This is a genomic window from Brevibacterium sp. NPDC056726 (assembly GCF_042790515.1).
GTDB lineage: Bacteria > Actinomycetota > Actinomycetes > Actinomycetales > Brevibacteriaceae > Brevibacterium > Brevibacterium sanguinis.
The window spans coordinates 1-18,750 of record NZ_JBHTYZ010000008.1 but is presented as its reverse complement, the minus strand read 5'-3'; the positions used below and the strand labels follow the sequence as shown (position 1 = coordinate 18,750).

The window sequence follows — 18,750 nt, the reverse complement described above, 5'->3', positions numbered from 1 at the left end:
CGGAACAGGATTCGTGAGTCGTTTTCAAACTGATGTTTGGTGGGGAAGGCGTTCTGAAAACCGTTTCTGTGTTTGGTTATTTTCGAAATATAGGTAGGTGCCGCGGATTCCTCGTGTAAGTAAGACGCTGTAAATGTTTTTTACATACTCGAGCAGATCCTCGTCGGAGTATGTGATTCCGAGCTTCGGGTTATTTTCTTGACCTTTCTTGTCATAGTAATTGGCGCGATCGAACACGAGTTTCTGTGTCGCTGGATCGAACCGCAGGTCGTTGCCGATGATGACGCCGACATAGTTGAGGTCGTAGCCCTGGACTGTGTGGATTGATCCGACCTCATCGACAGACTTCGGTGAGTTGATCCAGTCGGTCGTGGTTGAGTTCCACCGCAGCCGTTCGCCATCGACCTCGATGTCGTAAGCTTCAGGATCGTTCTTGCTGAGCCATGGCCACGCATATCCCGCTACTAATCTTGAGAGGCCGTACTCGTCTTCTCGTTTTCGTAGCTCTTCGCGCATCTCGCCGAGGTCCGTGAAGAGTCTGAGGTCGTAGTCCCCGAAGTCCTCTGGTGCCGATGGTGGGTTATCGCTGAGAAGGGCACGGATGTACCCGACGTAATCCTTGTCAGCGGCGATACGCATCTGTGTTTGCAATGGGTAGTGTCGCCCGGCTGCTCTGGCCTCGATTGCCAGTTGCTTGGTCATCGCGACAGGGAGATCTGCGGGGCGGACGGTTTGGCCGACGTCCAGCATGAGTATGGAGTGCCTGCTTTGCCTGCGAATCCAATCGAGTTGGGTGAGCTGTGGATCGTCCCAACCGAACAACTGCTCGTTGATCTCTCGGAACTTCTTGTTCAGCGGCCCAGAGGCTTGGTTGGCGCGGTGATTGAGGCGGTGAGCCTCGTCGACGATGAGGAGGTCGAACGGTTCCCGACTTTCACCGACCTGGAACGGCGTCAAGACTTGGTTCTTGTGAAGGCCCGGCGTGAGTTTGAAAACCTTGGCGATTGAGTCGCGCAGCGACTGCTGAGGCACGACCATGGCGAATCGCAAGGGCTTCAACAACTCTGCATATCCCGGTGTGAAGTAGTCGCTGAAGATCGAGTCGATGTCCAAAGGCTCTTCGGGATCGTGATGCCGGATGTCCTCAAGGAGCTTGAGCATGTAGATCGCGACCACTGTCTTGCCCGTGCCCGGATTACCCTCGACCACGACGGTGTTGCTGACGCCAGTCGCGAGGTCATCGAAGAATCCTTCGAGGATGTCGTCAACCGCGATCGCCTGGTCATGATTGAGTGCTTTGAACGGCGACAGCTTGAAGAGGTCGCTGTTGACGATCTGCGGAACAGTCCGCTGGAACATCTCTTCGTGCGTTCGGAGCTCGTCGAAGATCTGTCGGAACGTCTTGTTGTACGTCTCTCGGTCGTAATACTCGGCATCGGTGATTCCGGCGTTGAGATTGAGTACCTCAAGACGACCGTCTCCGTGGAACATGCGGATTAGAAAGGATTCCAGGTCCAGGCATGCCGACTTGTTGAATGTCTCGTCGAGAACGACCCGTACCGACTTGAGGCGCTGCTTCTCCTTCGACTCCAAATGCTGACGCATCCGCCCCTCGACGTTGAGGGACTCGCCGACGTAGACCTGCTTGTCGTTGTTCATGACGTAGACGACCGGCCAGTTTCGATGGCGAGGATCGACTGCGCCCCAAGCGCGGACTTCGTCGGAGCCGAACGGGAAGCGTTCGAGCTTAAAGCTGGTCATACTTCTCGCTCCGGCCGCGCGACTTCTCGACGGGGTACTTCTCGCGGGTTGTCGCGAGCTTCTCGAGAACGATGGTGTCGGGATCCACGCCCAGTCGGTCTGCGAGCAGTAGGCAATAAGTCAGCACATCCGCCAGTTCGTCTTTCGCCGACGTGAGGTCGGCGCCGCCCCACTGAAAGCACTCGAGAAGTTCGCCAGCCTCAATGCTGACACTCTTCGCCAAATTCTCCGGTGTATGGAACTGCTGCCACTCGCGCTCGGTAACGAACTCGCGCAACTCCTTGCGAACAGACTCGTCAAACATAGCCCCAAGATACCAACGAGTCGGCTGAAATCCGCGGTTCTACCTGCACAGATGTTGTCGACGTGACTTCTTGGCCATATTCAGCGCCGGCTTTCAGCCAGGAGCGAGCGCCGACCGCTGGGCCCTGGTGTGCGACCCACGCGGCCCACGCAACGCAGCCCAGCGATCGGCTCTCAGTTCACGCCTTGAGCACAACTTTCCCGGTTGTCTTCCGTCCCTCGAGCGCCCGGTGCGCCTCGGCGGCTTCGGCCAGCGGGAAGGTCTCGCCGATCCGGAAGTCGAGCCAGCCCTTCTCGACGCCGCTCGAGACCATCGCCCACCGCTTCGCCAGCGCCTCCGGGGTCGCGACCATCCACGCCAGCGACGGCCGGGAGAGGAAGATTCCGCCAGAGGAATTGAGCCGCTGGATGTCGAAAGGCGGCACCTGACCCGACGCCCCGCCGAAGAGCACCATCGACCCCAAGGGCTTGAGTGACGCCAGTGACCCGTCGAACGTGTCCTTGCCGACCCCGTCGTAGGCGACCTCAACGCCCTCACCCTCGGTGAGTGAGCGGACCTTGGCCGCGACATCGACGTCCGGGCCGTAGAGGAACACCTCATCGGCGCCGGCCTTGCGGGACAGCTCCGCCTTCTCCTCGGTGCTCACCGTCGAGATGACATTGCCGCCCAGATGCTTGATGATCTGCGTGAGGATGAGTCCGACGCCGCCGGCCCCGGCGTGAACGAGCGCCGTATCACCGGGCTTGATTGCATGCGACGTCGTCGCCAGGTACTGCGCCGTCAGTCCCTGCAGCGGCATCGCCGCAGCCACCTCGGCGCTCACGGTCTCCGGAACGGTCAGCAGGTTATCCGCCTTCACGACCACCTGCGTCGCATACGACCCCGGTCCCTCATGCCACGCCACGCGGTCGCCGACCTTGTACGTCTCGACCCCATCGCCCACCTCGGCGATCTGACCCGTGCCCTCGACCCCGACGACATGCGGGTAGTCCATCGGATAGACCCCCGATCGCCGATAGGTGTCGATGAAGTTCACCCCCGCCGCCTCGACGTCGACGAGCACCTCACCGGGCCCCGGCCTCGGCGTCTCGATCTCACCGACCTCGAGCACCTCGGGTCCACCGGCCTGCATCGCACGTACTGCCTGGGTCATGACGCCTCCTGCATATTATTTACTGATGCTGTATGGTTATTCATATGAACGCTCTCACGGTCGCTGTCTCCGGCGCCACCGGCTACGCCGGCGGGGAAGTCCTCCGCCTGCTCAGCACCCACCCCCACCTCACCGTGACCACCGTGTGCGGCCACTCCTCGGTCGGGGAGCTGCTCGGCCGGCACCAGCCTCACCTTCCCAGGTACGCGGACTTCGTCATCGAAGACTCGACCGCCGAGGTGCTCGCCGGCCACGATGTCGTCGTCCTCGCTCTGCCTCACGGCAAATCCGGGGCGATCGCCGCGGAACTGGCCGAGACCAGCCCCGATACCCTGATCGTAGACCTTGCCGCCGACCACCGGCTCATCAGTCCCGAAGCGTGGGAGACCTTCTACCACTCCGCCCACCAGGGCACCTGGACCTACGGCCTGCCCGAACTCCTGCTCGCCGACGGCAGGAAACAGCGCACCCAGTTGACCGAGACGAACCGCATCGCCGTCCCCGGCTGCAACGTCACCGCCGTCACCCTCGGCCTCGCGCCGCTGCTCGCCGCCGGACTCATTGCTCCCACGGGGCTGAACGCCGTCCTCGCCAACGGCGTCTCCGGCGCCGGCAAAGCCCTCAAGCCCCACCTCACCGCCGCCGAGATCCTCGGCGACGCCAGCCCCTACGGCACCGGCGGCACCCACCGCCACGTCCCCGAGATCGAACAGAACCTCAACGGCGTCCTCGGCGCCGACCCCGCTGACGGACCGGTGCGGATCTCCTTCACTCCGACCCTCGTGCCGATGTCCCGCGGAATCCTCGCCACGCTCACCGCCGACCCTTCGGACGAGGCACCCCGGACCGCCGACGGCACCATCGACGCAGAGGCGCTGACCGCCCAGCTCACCAGCGCTTTCGCCGACGCGTACGCCGACGAACCCTTCGTCCGCGTCCTGCCCGAGGGCCAGTGGCCGCGCACCTCGGCGACCACCGGCTCGAACGTCGCCCAGATCCAGTTCACCTATGACGCCCGCGCCGAGAAGGTCCTCGTCGTCGTGGCGCTGGACAACCTCGTCCGCGGCACCGCCGGCCAAGCCCTCCAAGCGATCCACCTCGCCCTCGGCCTCGAAGAGACCACTCATCTGCCCCTGGAAGGATTCGCCCCATGAGCGTGACCGCACCGCTCGGCTTCACCGCAGCAGGCCTCACCGCCGGACTCAAACCCAGCGGAACGAAGGACCTCGCGCTCGTCGTCAACAACGGTCCCGCGACCACCGTCGCCGCCGTCTACACGTCGAACCGCTGCCAGGCCAACCCCGTCATCTGGTCCCGTCAGGTCTCCGCCACCGGCCACGCCCGCGCCGTCGTCCTCAACTCCGGAGGTGCGAACTGCTACACCGGCGACTACGGGTTCGCGACCACCCAGCTCACCGCCGAGGAGACCGCGACCCTGCTCACCGATGCCGGCACCCCGACGCAGGCCGATGAGATCCTCATCTGCTCGACCGGGCTCATCGGCGTCGGGGGAGAGGAGTTCCGCGCCGGCATCCTCGACCACCTCCCGCAGCTCGTCGCCGCCGCCGAGGACTCCGTGGCCGGCGGCCAGGACGCCGCCGAGGCGATCATGACGACCGACACCGTCGCGAAGACCGCAACCCGGGAAGGCTCGGGCTACACGATCGGCGGGATGGCCAAGGGCGCGGGCATGCTCGCCCCGGGCCTGGCGACGATGCTCGTCGTCCTCACCACCGACGCCCCGCTCGACCAGCCCGCCCTCGACGCGGCCCTGCGCTCGGCCACGCACGTCAGCTTCGACCGCCTCGACACCGACGGGTGCATGTCGACGAACGACACCGTCATCCTCATGAGCTCCGGCGCCGCAGACACGACCGTCGACACGGACGAATTCGAGGACCTCCTCGGTGAGCTCTGCCTCGACCTCATGCGCCAGCTCCACGTCGACGCCGAAGGCGCCCACCACGACATCGCGATCACCACCCGGGGTGCGGCCTCTATCGACGACGCCGTCACCGTCTCCCGCGCAGTGGGCCGGTCCAACCTCTTCAAGGCCGCGATCTTCGGGGAGGACCCCAACTGGGGTCGCGTCGTCGCTCAGGTGGGGACCACCTCGGCGGACTTCGATCCCACGGCCATCGACGTGACGATCAACGGCACGGAAGTCTGCCGCGCCTCCGGGCCCTACGCCGACCCCGCCGAGGTGACCTTCGGCCGGGAGGTCGACGTCGTCATCGACCTCCACGCCGGTGACAGCGAGGCCACCATCTGGACCTCCGACCTCACCCATGACTACGTCGAAGAGAACAGCGCCTACTCCACATGAGCACTCAGCCCGACTTCTCCACGAAATCCACCGCCGCCCGGCTCGCCGCCGCCCAGGTCAAGGCCGAAGCGCTCACCGAGGCGCTGCCGTGGATCAAGACCTTCGCCGGGGCGACGATCGTCATCAAGTACGGCGGCAACGCGATGATCTCCCCGGAGCTCCAGCAGTCCTTCGCCGACGACATCGCCTTCCTCCGCTTCGCCGGGATCCGCCCCGTCGTCGTCCACGGCGGCGGCCCGCAGATCACCGCGATGCTCGCCCGCCTCGGCATCGAGAGCGAGTTCAAGGCCGGGCAGCGGGTGACGAGCGAGGAAGCCGCCGAGGTCATCCGCATGGTCCTCGCCGGCCAGGTCAACCGGGAGATCGTCTCCCGCATCAACATGAACGGCAACGCCGCGATCGGCCTCTCCGGTGAGGACGCCGACCTCCTGCTCGCGCACAAGACCGTCGCCGAGGTGGACGGACAGACCGTCGACCTCGGCCGGGTGGGCGAGATCGCCCAGGTCAACACGACCGTGCTCGGGGAACTCCTCGACGCCGGACGGGTGCCCGTCATCTGCTCGATCGCCTCCGAGATCGGCGGAGAGGCCGGCAAACCGCTCAACATCAACGCCGACCTCGCCGCCTCCTCGGTGGCGAAGGCCCTCGGGGCGGAGAAGCTCATCATGCTCACCGACGTGCCCGGCCTCTACGCGAACTGGCCCGACACGTCGAGTCTGATCTCCCGCATCGGCCCCGACCGGCTCCGGGAGCTGCTGCCGAGCCTCGACGCAGGAATGATCCCGAAGATGACCGCAGCCCTCGAAGCGATCGAGCACGGCGTCAAGCAGGCCCACATCATCGACGGGCGGATGGCGCATTCGCTCCTCCTCGAGGTCTTCACCTCCGAGGGCATCGGGACGATGGTCGAGAACGGCGTCGTCGAACCCGCCCCGCTCGGTGACGGGCACCGCGGGTTCGCCGGCGACGCTGGGGTCGACGGTGACGGTGGGGTTGAAAATGCCACCGAGGCGGCTGATGACGAAGAGGCGAACGCATGACCGAACCGACAACCGCAGCCGGCACCAGCGACTCCGCCGTCACGTGGCGCGAGGACTTCTCCCGCGTCCTCTCACCCGTCTTCGGTGCCCCGCAGCTCGACCTCGTCCGCGGGCAGGGCTCCTACGTCTGGGACGCCGCAGGCAAGCAGTACCTCGACCTGCTCGCCGGCATCGCCGTCAACGCGCTCGGCCACTGCCACCCCGCGTGGGTGGCGGCTGTGAGCGAGCAGGCGGCGACGCTCGGCCACATCTCGAACTTCTTCACCTCGCCCCCGCAGATCGCGCTCGCTGAGAAGATCCACGAGATCCTCGACCTGCCCGAAGGATCCGCGGTGTTCCTCTCGAACTCCGGCGCCGAGGCGAACGAGGCGGCCCTGAAGATGGCCCGCCGGGCCGGAGGCGGGGGACGGCCGATCATCATCGCCGTCGACGGTGCTTTCCACGGCCGGACGATGGGCGCGCTCGCCCTCACCGCGAAGGCCGCGTACCGCGAGCCTTTCGCCCCCGGGGTCCCCGGTGTCGTCCACGTACCCTACGGCGACGTCGACGCGCTCGCCGCGGCAGTCAACGACACGACCGCCGCCGTGTTCATCGAACCCATCCAAGGTGAGGTCGGGGTGCGCCGGCATCCCGCCGGATACCTGCGCGCGGCCCGTGACCTGACGACGGCAGCCGGGTCGCTCCTCGTCCTCGACGAAGTCCAGACGGGCGTCGGCCGGACCGGGTCGTGGTTCGCCCACCAGGATCCGGTCATCGGCGAGGGCGTCGTCCCCGACATCATCACCTCGGCGAAGGGCCTGGGCGGCGGCATGCCGATCGGCGCGACGATCACCGTCGGCGAGGCGAACACTGCGCTGCTCAGTCCCGGCCAGCACGGGACGACGTTCGGTGGCAACCCCATCGCGTGCGCCGCCGCGCTCGCCGTCCTCACCACGATCGACACCGAGGGACTGCTCGACCATGCCCGCCGCCTCGGCGACCAGCTGGTCACGGAACTCGAACAGATTCCCGGGGTCAGCGCGGTGTCCGGGGCCGGGCTCCTCCTCGGCGTCGAACTCTCCGGTGAGCATCCCGACGCGAAGGCCGTCGCCGCCCGCGCGCTCGAGGCCGGATTCATCGTCAACCCCGTCACGCCCGAGCGTCTGCGCCTGGCCCCGCCGTTGACGATCACGCACGAGGAGATCGCCCCGTTCCTCACCGCCCTGCCCGGCCTCCTCCGACCCGAGGACTGATCCTGCGGCACCACCTCGGCGCGCCCCGACCGCCCACCTGCCCGTCCCACCGACTCTGACTAGGACCACCATGACCCGCCATTTCCTCAAGGACACCGACCTCAGCCCGGCCGAGCTCACGCACGTCCTCGACCTCGCCGCCGAGCTCAAGGCCGCGCCCTACTCGCGCACCCCGCTGGCCGGCCCGCAGACGGCCGCGGTGATCTTCGACAAGACCTCGACGCGGACCCGCGTGTCGTTCGCCGCCGGCATCGCCGCGCTCGGCGGGCAGCCGCTCATCATCAACCCCGGTGAGGCGCAGCTCGGGCACAAGGAGTCGATCGCCGACACCGCGCAGGTGATGGCGCGGATGGTCTCGGCGATCATCTGGCGCACGTACGCCCAGGCCGGGCTCGAGGAGATGGCCGAGCATTCGACCGTGCCGGTCATCAACGCGCTCTCCGATGACTTCCACCCGTGCCAGATCCTCGCCGACCTCCTCACCATCCGCGAACGGCGCGGGCAGCTCGCCGGTCTGACGATGGCCTACTTCGGCGACGGCGCGAACAACATGGCGAACTCGTACGCCCTCGGCGGGGTCAACGCCGGGATGCACGTGCGCATCGCCGCTCCCGCCGGCCACCAGCCCGATGAGGCGATCATCGCCGAGGCGACCGCCCTGGCCGCACAGACCAGCGGCTCGATCACCGTCACCGACGACCCCGTCGCCGCCGCCTATGGCACCGACGTCCTCATCACCGACACGTGGGTGTCGATGGGCCAGGATGCGGCCGGCCGCGACGACGAGGACTCCCCGTTCGTCAAGTACCAGGTCACGCAGGAGCTCATGAACGCCGGCAACGATGCGATGTTCCTCCACTGCCTGCCGGCCTACCGGGGCAAGGAAGTCACGGCTGAGGTCATCGACGGCCCCGCCTCGGCGGTCTTCGACGAAGCGGAGAACCGCCTCCACGCGCAGAAGGCCCTGTTGACGTTCCTTCTGGAATCCGGCTCGGAGTCCCGATGAGCGAGAACCCGACCGCGGCGCCGCTGACGAAGACTGCCCGGCAGCAGAAGATCATCGACCTCATCACCCGCCGGGCCGTGCACTCGCAGATCGAGCTCGCCGATGAGCTCGCGACGCAGGGCATCTCCGTGACCCAGGCGACGCTGTCGCGGGACCTCGCCGAGGTGGGGGCCGTGAAGATCCGGTCGACCTCGGGATCCGTGTACGCCGTTCCCGGTGAGGGCGGTGACCGCAGCCTGCAGCAGTCGACGGGCGACAGTCTCGATGCGAAGCTGCCGCGGCTGCTCGAGGAGCTGCTCGTGTCTGCCGCCGCGCAGGACAATGCGGTGGTGCTGCGGACCCCGCCGGGGGCGGCGCAGTATCTCGCCTCGGCGATCGACCGGTCGTCGATGACGGGGATCTTCGGCACGATCGCCGGGGACGACACCGTCCTCGTCATCGCCGATGCCGCCGTCGGCGGGCAGGCGCTGGCCGAGACGTTCCTCGAACTCGCCGCTGGTAGTACGGGGGAGTAGAACCGGCTGACCGCCTCGGCGGCGGTGAGACAATGGCAACGATGATGTGTCCCGCGGACGTGCGGGACGAAACGCCGCTGGACGGCACAGGTATAGCCGCCGCGACGACGGCACGAAAGGACTGCGAGTGAGCGAACGACTGAGCCTGTGGGGCGGACGGTTCTCGGACGGACCGGCGGATGCGCTGGCCGCGCTGAGCAAGTCGACGGACTTCGACTGGCGCCTGGCGACGTACGACATCGCCGGGTCGAAGGCGCACGCCGCCGTCCTCCACCGTGCGGGGCTGCTCACCGCTGAGGAGCTCGACGGGATGATCGCGGCGCTCGACGAGCTCGGGAGGCGGGTCGCCTCGGGCGAGTACGTCGCCGCGGAATCCGACGAGGACGTCCACTCCTCGCTCGAGCGCGGACTCATCGAGATCGCCGGGCCCGAGCTCGGCGGGAAGCTGCGGGCCGGACGGTCGCGCAACGACCAGATCGCGACGATGGGACGGATGTACCTGCGCGATCACGCCCGCGAGATCGCCGGCCTCGTCCTCGACACCGTCGACGTCCTCATCGCCCAGGCCGAGGCACACCCCGAGGCGCCGATGCCCGGGCGCACACATCTCCAGCATGCGCAGCCGGTGCTCCTGGCCCACCACCTGCTCGCGCATGCGTGGCCGCTGCTGCGCGATGTCGAGCGACTCGTCGACTTCGATGATCGGGCCGGTGTCTCCGCGTACGGGTCGGGTGCCCTGGCCGGGTCGTCGCTGGGTCTCGACCCGCAGGCGGTGGCCGCGGACCTCGGGTTCGCCGATTCGGTGGAGAACTCGATCGACGGCACCGCCTCGCGTGATGTGTTCGCCGAATACCTCTTCATCACCGCGATGATCGGCATCGACCTCTCGCGGCTGAGTGAGGAGGTCATCGCGTGGGCGACGAAGGAGTTCTCGTTCGTCACCCTCCACGACGCGTATTCGACGGGGTCGTCGATCATGCCGCAGAAGAAGAACCCCGATGTCGCCGAGCTCACCCGCGGCAAGGCCGGGCGGCTCATCGGCGATCTCACCGGGCTGCTCGCCACGCTCAAGGCGCTGCCGCTGGCGTACAACCGGGATCTGCAGGAGGACAAGGAGCCGGTGTTCGATGCCACGGACACGCTCGAACTCCTGCTGCCGGCGTTCACCGGGATGGTCGCGACGCTGACGTTCGACATCGAACGGATGGCGTACCTCGCGCCGCGAGGGTTTGCGCTCGCCACCGACATCGCCGAGTGGCTCGTCCGCCGTGGCGTGCCGTTCCGCGTCGCCCATGAGCTCTCCGGCGCGTGCGTGCAGCTCGCCGAATCCCGGGACGTCGAGCTCTGGGATCTCACCAACGAGGACTACGCCGGAATCTCCGAGCACCTCACCCCCGAGGTCCGCGAGGTCCTCACCACGCTCGGGTCGATCGACTCGCGGGATGCGAAGGGCGGAACCGCGCGCTCGGCCGTGGCGACGCAGCTCGAGAACGCCCGCGCCGAGGTGGCCCGCTTGCGGACCTTCGCGGATTCGCCCCGGAGCGTGTGAGGGGGTGGCGCTCGCACGGCACGGCGGACCGCCTCGGCGAGGCCATCGCGATCCGGACGGGAACGGAACCGGGTCGCGCACGCCGTAGAATTGACCCTGCCGGTTCGATGCCGGCAAGTCCACACAGTTGCGAAAGGACCGAAGTGACCGACGTATTCAGTGACCTCAAAGCCCGCGGGCTCGTGGCGGTATCGACCGACGAGACCGTGCTCCAGACAGCTCTGGACCAGGAGTCGCTGACCTATTACGTCGGGTTCGATCCGACCGCGCCGAGTCTGCACATGGGCAACCTCGTCCAGCTCATCACCGCCTCCAGGCTCCAGCAGGCCGGGCACAACCCGCTCGCGCTCGTCGGCGGGGCCACCGGCCTCATCGGCGACCCGCGGATGTCGGGGGAGCGCACCCTCAACCCGCGCGAGATCGTCGAGGAATGGGTCGGCAAGATCCGCGCCCAGGTCGAGCGCTTCCTCGACTTCACCGGCCCGAATGCCGCCCAGGTCGTCAACAACTACGACTGGACGTCGGAGATCTCGGCGATCGACTTCCTCCGCGACATCGGCAAGCACTTCCCGGTCAACCGGATGCTCGCGAAGGAATCCGTGTCCGCGCGCCTGAAGAACGAGAGCGGCCTGTCGTTCACCGAGTTCTCCTACCAGGTCCTCCAGGGCAACGACTACCTCGAGCTCTACCGCCGCTACGGTTGCACCCTGCAGACCGGCGGCTCGGACCAGTGGGGCAACCTCACCTCGGGCGTCGACCTCATCCGCCGCGTCGAAGCCGCCAACGTCCACGCGATGGCGACCCCGCTCATCACGAAGGCCGACGGCACGAAGTTCGGGAAGACCGAATCGGGCACGGTGTGGCTCGATGCGTCGCTGACCAGCCCGTACGCGTTCAGCCAGTTCTGGCTCAACGCCGATGACCGCGACGTCATGAAGTACCTCAAGGTGTTCTCGTTCCGTCCCCTCGAAGAGCTCGAGGCCATCGGTGCGGAGTTCGAAGCAGCCCCGCACACCCGTCTGGCGCAGAAGGTCCTCGCCGAGGATGTCACCACCCTCGTCCACGGGCGTGAGCAGTACGACCAGGCGATCGCCGCGGCGGCCGCGCTCTTCGGCGGGGGAGAGCTCACCGCTCTCGACCCGGCGACGTTGGGTGCGGCCACGGCCGAGCTGCCGCGCGGCGAGGTTCCCGCGGCCGCCCTGGGAACCGGGTTGCCCGTCGCCGATGCCTTCGTCACCGCCGGCATCGTCAAGTCGAAGGGCGAGGCCCGTCGTGCGATCAAGGACGGCGGCGCCTACGTCAACAACGTCAAGGTGTCCGGTGAGGATCAGACGCTGACCTCCGACGACGTCCTCGACACCGCCGGTGGGGGAGTCGTCCTGCTCCGCCGCGGCAAGAAGACCCTGGGAGCCGTCGACATCGTCGGCTGATCGACCGGCAATCCTGACCGAGTGACAGCGCCGCACCGCGAATCCGTTCGCGGTGCGGCGCTGTCGCACTCCGGGAAGGGAAGCGGAATGCCACCTCGGCGTCCGAGCGGTCAGGCGGCGGTCGCCTCGGCGGAAGTGGGGTTATGCTGAGCCCACGATGACGCTGCCGTCAGGGGTGATGTGACTGTGACCGAGGGTTCTGGAACCGGTGACCCGATCGATGCGCGCAGTCGACCGGCGCGGTCGTCGTCATCCGCCGAGGTGTTCGAACTTCGCCTGCGCGTCGAGCGCATCGAGCGCATCATCGTCACCGGACACTGCCTCATCACCGCTGTCCTGCTCATCGTCGGAACGTTCGTGCCGATGTACCGCGACGGCCAGACCAACGGCCCCGACCTCTCCTGGTCCGTGGCCACCACCGTCGGCTACGGGATGTCGCTCCCGTTCACCTCTGCGAGTCCGGTCGAGGACCCATCGGGTGTCGAGGCCGTCCTTTTGGTGGGGTTCATCGGTCTGGGGATCGTCATCGCTCTCATCCTGCTCGTCGTCCTCCCGACAGCGGTGACGGGACAGTCGAGCGCTCGGCTGCTGACCTTCTCGCGGATCGTCGTCGTTCTCGGGGTGATCGGTGCGGTGGTGCCGCTGCTGCTCACCGGGCTGGCGCTCAACGCCGACGGTGATGAAGGAGGGTGGGGCGGCGTGGTGCTCTTCGCCGGGATGCTCGGCGCACTGATCGTCATCCTCCCGTCGTTCCGGGACCTGGCCGGCCTGGGCGACGAACGCCTGTGAGCTGACGCGGAGTGCTGCTGGACGCTGGCCTGGCGTTCACAACGCCTGGGAGACCGGCGGCGTGCTTTGAGGCTAACCGTATTGCGAGGTCGCGCACCGGTGAACGACTATGGAGTCTCGCGACCAAGGAGACGTGGACCATGAAGACCCTGCTCAACATCATCTGGCTGATCTTCAGCGGACTGTGGCTGGCCATCGGCTACTACCTCGCCGGCATCATCTGCTGCATCCTCATCGTCACCATCCCGTGGGGCATCGCGTCATTCCGGATCGGCAACTACGCGCTGTGGCCATTCGGTCGTGAGGTCGTCGACACGGGAACGGCCGGCATCGCCGCCACCATCGGCAACATCATCTGGCTCGTCGTCGCCGGCATCTGGCTGGCCATCGGGCACGTCGTCACGTCGATCCCGCTGTTCCTCTCGATCATCGGCATCCCCTTGGGGTGGGCGAACCTCAAGCTCATCCCCGTCTCGCTCATGCCCTTGGGCAAGCAGATCGTCGACAGCAATGCCCTCATTCCCGTCTACCGGGGAACCCGCTCCTAAGAGGCCTGCTCCTGGAGCTCTTCGAGGCTGATCTCGCCTCGACGCACCGCCCTGAGCACCCGATGCGTCCGCACGACCCTCGGCAGTGCGATGACGAGCAGCCCGCCGATCATATTGAAGACGATGACGATCACGAACCACTGCACGAACTGCAGGAGCGAGATGTCCGCGCCGGCGAGCATGGCCGCGATGATGATGATCGCGTTGATCGCCCCGTGGAGCATGCCCAGTCCGATGACGAGGAGGCCGGCGACCATGCAGACGATCGCCGTGACCACCTGGTTCGTCGTCCCCTGCTGCATGCGCGTGGCCAGAGTGATCGTCGCTCCCGCGAGAAGTGAGAGCGCGATCATGACGACGAGCGAGGACTGATTGATGTAGCCGAGCGCGGTGTCGATGAGCACCGAGTGGTAGTCGGGCAGGCCGATGACGATCAGCCACGCGAAAGCCACTCCGCCCACCAGGTTGGTCGCCAGGCTGACCACCCACAGCCGCACCATCTGAAGCCAGGTCGCCTGGCCTGCGAGGACGGCGTTGAGCGGCAGGAGGAACTCCTCGGTGAACAGTTCGGAATGCGCCAGCTTGAGTGCGAGCAGTCCGATGCCGAAGGCCATGCCGGCGAGGATGTCCGACCCGGTGGCCTGCTTGACGAGGATCATCGCCATGATCCCCAGGCCCACGTCGATACCACCGAAGAGGCCGGTGACGATCAGCTCGGGCAGTTTCCGGTTGAGTCGCGCGGCGCCTTCGGTGACGGTGGCAGCCGCTTCCTCGACCAGACCGTCTTCGAGATCGAGGTCGTTGTCGCCGAGTCGTTCGCGCTGTTCCTTCTGAGTCATGGCTTAAGTCTATGAGTCGGGATCGCTGTTCCGGCGAATTTTGACGGCAAGTGTCATTGATGACTCGTCGGCGCTGAGTCTGCTTGCGGAGATTCGTGATTCGTGTGTGCGCAGGGCCGCCGGTTTGTATGCCGATGCGGCCGGCTCGGTCACATCTGCGCGGTGATCCGCCGACTCGCTTGGAGAAGAGTGGACGTGTGCTCTTCGAGTTCGGCCCGTCCGACGTCGCCGGAGTTGGCGACGACGTTGATCGTCCCCAGCAGTCGGTCGTCGGGAGACCAGATGGGGGCGGTGGAGCTGAGGCTGTCGCGACTGCGCTCGGACTCCGCGAGGAAGTACCCTGCCTCGCGTACCTGTTCGAGATCGGCACGCAGCGCACTGAGATCCTGCACGCGACCGTTCGCCAAGGTCACAGGTTCGTAGCTGTCGAGGAGCCGTTCGCGGTCGTCCTCATCGGCATGGGCGAGCATCACCTTCCCGCCGCCGACGAACAGGCCGAGCACCTGTCCGACGGGAAACTGATAGCTCAACGGGTTGGGTGCTTCAACGCGGGACACGAGGACGCGCCGATCGGCGACGCGGACGAACACCGACGACGTCAGCGAGGTGTGGTCGGTCAGCGCCGACAGCACGCTCGGACTGACGAGAGTAAGCCGGTCCTGCAGCACGAATGAGTGCGACATCGGCAGCACCTGCGGGCCGAGGGTGTAACCGCGAGGCGTGTTCCTGAGGTAGTCGCGCTTGACGAGCTGACCGATGACACGCTGCGTAGTCGCGAGATGAAGGCCGGTGGCACGCGAGATCTCCGTGAGGGTGATCGGCTCATGCGTGCTCGTCACGCACTCGAGAACATCGAGTGCACGATCAAGCGTGCGCCCCTGATTGTTCGTCGCTGCCATGGTGCGTCCTCCCCTTGTCGATGACGTTCTTCGGATGACCGGCGCTGCCGGATCCATCTTCGCAGAGGGAATCAGAACACTCGCATCGACCCGAAGGCCTTGACGTGGCGCGTGAGGCCGAGCAGAATGATCATCACCTACTACACAATGATAGATACTATCACTCAATGATAGGAGCGCAACGATGCGTGTTGCAGTTCTCGGTCTCGGCGAAGCCGGATCCCTGTACGCGAAGGCCTTCGTCCAGGAGGGGAATGACGTCGTCGGTTTCGATCCGCGCACGGTGGACGTCCCCGCGGGCGTGACGACGGCGGGCAGTGTCGCCGAGGCGGTCGCGGAGTCCGATCTCATCCTCAGCCTGACCACAGCGAAGCCATCGGTGGCCGTCGCCGAAGAAGCCGCCGAGGCGATCCGGGACGGCGCGGTCTACCTCGATCTCAACGCGGCATCACCGCTGAGGAAACGGGACGTCGCCGAGGCGGTCGGCAGCCGCGCGCGATTCGTCGATGATGCGGTCATCGGCTCAGTCCCGCGCTACGGTGCCCAGGTTCACGTCCTCCTCTCCGGGCCGCACTCCGACGACGCCGCTGATCTGCTGCGGACGATCGGCGCCCGCGCGGAGCCGATTCAGGGACGGATCGGTGACGCCTCCCAGCGGAAGCTCCTCCGCAGCGTCTTCATGAAGGGTCTCGGCGCTCTCATCACCGAAGCGATGCGCGCCGGTGAGGAGACCGGCGAGGTCGAGTGGGTGCGTGCCCAGATCGCCGGCGAGCTCGCCCAGGGAGAGGACACGCTCGACCGATTGCTCAAGGGAACGCGGACCCATGCCCTTCGGCGCGCTGCCGAGCTGGGCGACAGCCTCGACCTCCTCGCCGATCGCGAACGGCCGTGGCCGATGGCGGAGGCGGCCCGTTCGGTCCACCTCGAGCTGACGAGGGAGGGAACGGGACGCCTGGCGGATGCACTCGCGGCCGTACCCACCTCGGCGCTCGGAGACGGCGGAGACCGTCTGGGATTCCTCGACTCCGACATCAAGCCGATGTGGAGCAGCGCGCCCATCGCAGGACCCGCCTTCACCGTCCTCACCCGGCCCGGGGACAACCAAGCCATCCATCATGCGCTTCCACTCACGCGCCCCGGGGACATCCTCGTCGTCGCCGGTGGGGGAGAGACGAATCGAGCGCTCATCGGTGAGCTCATCGCCGAACGTGCGCAGCTGCGCGGCATCGCCGGCATGATCATCGACGGAGCGATCCGCGACGTCAACGAGATCGCGCACCTCGGCTTCCCCGTGTGGGCGAAGGGCGTCTCACCGGCCGGCCCGTTCAAATCGGGGCCCGGTCGTCTGCGCACGACGATCGCCGTGGCCGGTGCCGTCTGTCGGCACGGTGACTACATCGTCGCCGATGCTGACGGCGTCCTCGTCGTGCCGGCCGACTCGGCCGAACAGGTCCTTGCGGCCGGCAGAGCTGTCATCGCCGACGAACAGCGACGGCAGTCGGACATCCGCGCGTCGGCCGTCAGCCGGTCGTAGTCAGCGTCCCGTCATCTGATCAGAAAGGGGAGGACAACGATGCCTCTCGCCCTTATCGCCCTCGCAGTCTTCATCACCGTCATCGTCATCTGGAACGTCGTCGTCAAGCGCAATATGGCCGAAGCGATGCTGCTCGGCTTCATCGTCACGCTGCTCTTCGCAGGGGCGAACGCCCCGCAGTACGCAGCCGACGCCTTCGTCGAGGCATCTGAGAACGAAGTGCTCTTCGCCGCCGTCGCGTTCGTCTTCATGACCTACTTCGTCGAGCGGACCGGGGTGATGAACAAGCTCATCGCCATCCTGTCATCACTCCTCGGGCGCCTGCCCGGAGGCCCGGCCTACGTCGACACTGTCGCCTCAGCCGCCATGGGCGCCCTGGCCGGCGGTTCGAACACCGGCAATGCCGCCGCATCGGGATCGATCACCGGCCCCTGGATGGTGCGCACCGGGTGGAGGCGCGAACGAGCCGCCACCGTCATCGCCGGAAACGCCGGCCTCGGTGCCGCCCTGCCGCCCAGTGCATCGATGATCATCATGATCGGCTTCGCCGGGACCCTGGTCACGACCTCGCAGGTGTATCTGGCACTGCTCGTCGCGGGGTCGTACCAAGTGCTCCTGCGCATCGGTCTCACCGCGTGGTTCGTCCATCGCGACGGCATCCGCGCAGAGACCGGAGCGGACCACGTTCCCCTGGCCACGTCGCTGCGCCGAGGTTGGACCTCGGTGCTCGTCTTCGCGGGCGCGATCATCCCGATCCTCATCACCGTCGGACCGCTGGCGGACCTTCTCGCATCCGTCCCCTCGATCGGGGAATCCCTCGAGAACATCTCCCTCATCATGTGGATTCCCATCCTGATCATCGGCATCAGCGCTGTGATCGCATGGAAGGAGCTGCCGAAGACTCCACGGCAGTGGTGGGACTTCCTCGCCGGCTCGGTGCCGCGGTTCTACACGATCGGAGCGATCCTCTTCTTCGCCATCATGGCCTCCGAAGTGCTCGCGGCCTTGGGACTCGACTCCGATGTCACCGCGCTGCTCGAGATGCTCAACCTTCCTCTGTGGCTGCTCGTCACCCTCATCGGCGTCCTCGTCGTCGTGGTGGCCGGCCCCCTGTCGTCGTCGGCAACTCTCAGTGCCGTCGGACAGGTCGCGCTCTTCTCGATGGTGGCCGCCGGAGTCGATCCGCTCCTCGCCGTCGTGGCGATCCTGGTCTTCGCCTCGACCGAGGGCGCCTCGCCTCCGGCCTCGGGATCGATCTTCGTTGCGGCGGGCCTCACGGAGGCACAGCCGGAGAAGACCTTCATCCCGCTTGTCGTCTATTACGTTCTGCCCATCTTCGTCCTCGGGGTGCTCATCGCGTTGGGCATCATCCCTGTTCCCTTAGGAGGCTGACATGCGATCAGCACTGAAACCGATTCTCCTTCCGCTCTTCACGCTGGCGATGGCTGTGTTCCTCACCCTCGCGTTCGCGATCGTCGTCCTGCAGATCATCGGGCTGGCCGCCGGTCAGGGGGAGTGGATCGACGCTGCGTATGCCGTGCTCGCACGGCCGAGCATCATCGCCGCCATTGCCGTCAGCCTCCTCGGCTACGCGTACTTCACGACGACCAGTGCCAAAGCAGACGACTGACACCATCTGATAAACCGCGGTACAGCCCCCGCATCCCGCGTGTTTACAGCGGTGACGGTTGTCACAGGCCGAATCCGGGCCAATGAGTTGCGGGCACCCGCTGCAGTGGTCTAGAGTTATATCTCGTTCGCCTCACCGGGAACACCACGATCAAAGGGTGTCCCCACCGGGTGTGACCAGCACAAACAGTGGTTT

Annotated in this window: 18 protein-coding genes; 13 read left to right on the top strand and 5 right to left on the bottom strand. The window is 66.4% G+C overall.

Annotated elements, in window-relative coordinates:
• Positions 1-24: 24 nt before the first annotated feature.
• The 3 genes from ACFQ91_RS16550 to ACFQ91_RS16540 form a co-directional block, all read right to left on the bottom strand.
• Positions 25-1,761 carry a DUF2075 domain-containing protein gene (locus tag ACFQ91_RS16550; protein WP_198499072.1) on the bottom strand — a complete coding sequence of 579 codons (1,737 nt, stop codon included), beginning with the start codon at positions 1,759-1,761 and terminating at the stop codon, positions 25-27.
• The gene (locus tag ACFQ91_RS16545) at positions 1,748-2,065 is read right to left on the bottom strand and encodes a nucleotide pyrophosphohydrolase (protein ID WP_198499071.1); all 318 of its coding nucleotides are present in this window, start codon (positions 2,063-2,065) and stop codon (positions 1,748-1,750) included. The genes ACFQ91_RS16550 and ACFQ91_RS16545 overlap by 14 nt, the downstream gene beginning before the upstream one ends.
• A 178-nt stretch (positions 2,066-2,243) precedes the next feature.
• Positions 2,244-3,218 carry a quinone oxidoreductase gene (locus ACFQ91_RS16540; protein ID WP_198499070.1) on the bottom strand — a complete coding sequence of 325 codons (975 nt, stop codon included), beginning with the start codon at positions 3,216-3,218 and terminating at the stop codon, positions 2,244-2,246.
• A 44-nt stretch (positions 3,219-3,262) separates the two neighbouring features.
• On the opposite strand from ACFQ91_RS16540, the gene argC reads away from it, so the two are divergent.
• The 10 genes from argC to ACFQ91_RS16490 all read left to right on the top strand — a co-directional run bounded on the left by argC (position 3,263) and on the right by ACFQ91_RS16490 (position 13,653).
• Positions 3,263-4,372: an N-acetyl-gamma-glutamyl-phosphate reductase gene (argC, locus tag ACFQ91_RS16535; RefSeq protein ID WP_198499069.1), complete on the top strand. Its 1,110-nt coding sequence runs from the start codon at positions 3,263-3,265 to the stop codon at positions 4,370-4,372.
• Positions 4,369-5,544 (top strand): bifunctional glutamate N-acetyltransferase/amino-acid acetyltransferase ArgJ, encoded by a 1,176-nt coding sequence (gene argJ, locus ACFQ91_RS16530; RefSeq protein ID WP_198499068.1) that lies wholly within the window; start codon positions 4,369-4,371, stop codon positions 5,542-5,544. The genes argC and argJ overlap by 4 nt, the downstream gene beginning before the upstream one ends.
• Positions 5,541-6,584 carry an acetylglutamate kinase gene (gene argB / locus ACFQ91_RS16525; protein ID WP_232623628.1) on the top strand — a complete coding sequence of 348 codons (1,044 nt, stop codon included), beginning with the start codon at positions 5,541-5,543 and terminating at the stop codon, positions 6,582-6,584. Before argJ ends, argB begins: the two co-directional genes overlap by 4 nt.
• A complete protein-coding gene (locus ACFQ91_RS16520; protein ID WP_198499067.1) occupies positions 6,581-7,816 on the top strand; it encodes an acetylornithine transaminase in 1,236 nt (411 codons plus the stop codon). The genes argB and ACFQ91_RS16520 overlap by 4 nt, the downstream gene beginning before the upstream one ends.
• A 70-nt stretch (positions 7,817-7,886) precedes the next feature.
• Complete coding sequence (argF, locus tag ACFQ91_RS16515; RefSeq protein WP_198499066.1) at positions 7,887-8,822, top strand: ornithine carbamoyltransferase; 936 nt, start codon at positions 7,887-7,889, stop codon at positions 8,820-8,822.
• Positions 8,819-9,337: an arginine repressor gene (locus ACFQ91_RS16510; protein WP_198499065.1), complete on the top strand. Its 519-nt coding sequence runs from the start codon at positions 8,819-8,821 to the stop codon at positions 9,335-9,337. Before argF ends, ACFQ91_RS16510 begins: the two co-directional genes overlap by 4 nt.
• Before the next feature lie 127 nt (positions 9,338-9,464).
• Positions 9,465-10,886, top strand: a complete 1,422-nt coding sequence (gene argH / locus ACFQ91_RS16505) for an argininosuccinate lyase (protein ID WP_198499064.1) — start codon at positions 9,465-9,467, stop codon at positions 10,884-10,886.
• Between the two features lie 143 nt (positions 10,887-11,029).
• Positions 11,030-12,316 carry a tyrosine--tRNA ligase gene (gene tyrS, locus ACFQ91_RS16500; RefSeq protein WP_198499063.1) on the top strand — a complete coding sequence of 429 codons (1,287 nt, stop codon included), beginning with the start codon at positions 11,030-11,032 and terminating at the stop codon, positions 12,314-12,316.
• Positions 12,317-12,502: 186 nt separating this feature from the next.
• Entirely contained in the window at positions 12,503-13,105 is a 603-nt protein-coding gene (locus tag ACFQ91_RS16495) for a hypothetical protein (protein WP_198499062.1), read from the top strand.
• Positions 13,106-13,245: 140 nt separating this feature from the next.
• Positions 13,246-13,653, top strand: a complete 408-nt coding sequence (locus tag ACFQ91_RS16490) for a YccF domain-containing protein (RefSeq protein WP_198499061.1) — start codon at positions 13,246-13,248, stop codon at positions 13,651-13,653.
• Here ACFQ91_RS16490 and ACFQ91_RS16485 read toward each other — a convergent pair.
• Positions 13,650-14,492: a formate/nitrite transporter family protein gene (locus ACFQ91_RS16485; RefSeq protein ID WP_198499060.1), complete on the bottom strand. Its 843-nt coding sequence runs from the start codon at positions 14,490-14,492 to the stop codon at positions 13,650-13,652. The two genes, ACFQ91_RS16490 and ACFQ91_RS16485, sit on opposite strands and share 4 nt — an antisense overlap.
• A gap of 149 nt (positions 14,493-14,641) precedes the next feature.
• Entirely contained in the window at positions 14,642-15,391 is a 750-nt protein-coding gene (locus ACFQ91_RS16480) for an IclR family transcriptional regulator (RefSeq protein ID WP_198499059.1), read from the bottom strand.
• Between the two features lie 184 nt (positions 15,392-15,575).
• On the opposite strand from ACFQ91_RS16480, the gene ACFQ91_RS16475 reads away from it, so the two are divergent.
• Genes ACFQ91_RS16475 through ACFQ91_RS16465 form a run of 3 tightly spaced genes read left to right on the top strand, consistent with a single transcriptional unit; the run spans position 15,576 to position 18,555 of the window.
• Positions 15,576-16,925: an NAD(P)-binding domain-containing protein gene (locus tag ACFQ91_RS16475; protein ID WP_376872850.1), complete on the top strand. Its 1,350-nt coding sequence runs from the start codon at positions 15,576-15,578 to the stop codon at positions 16,923-16,925.
• Between the two features lie 39 nt (positions 16,926-16,964).
• Positions 16,965-18,317: a TRAP transporter large permease subunit gene (locus ACFQ91_RS16470; protein WP_198499057.1), complete on the top strand. Its 1,353-nt coding sequence runs from the start codon at positions 16,965-16,967 to the stop codon at positions 18,315-18,317.
• A 1-nt stretch (position 18,318) separates the two neighbouring features.
• A complete protein-coding gene (locus tag ACFQ91_RS16465; protein WP_198499056.1) occupies positions 18,319-18,555 on the top strand; it encodes a hypothetical protein in 237 nt (78 codons plus the stop codon).
• Positions 18,556-18,750 lie beyond the last annotated feature (195 nt).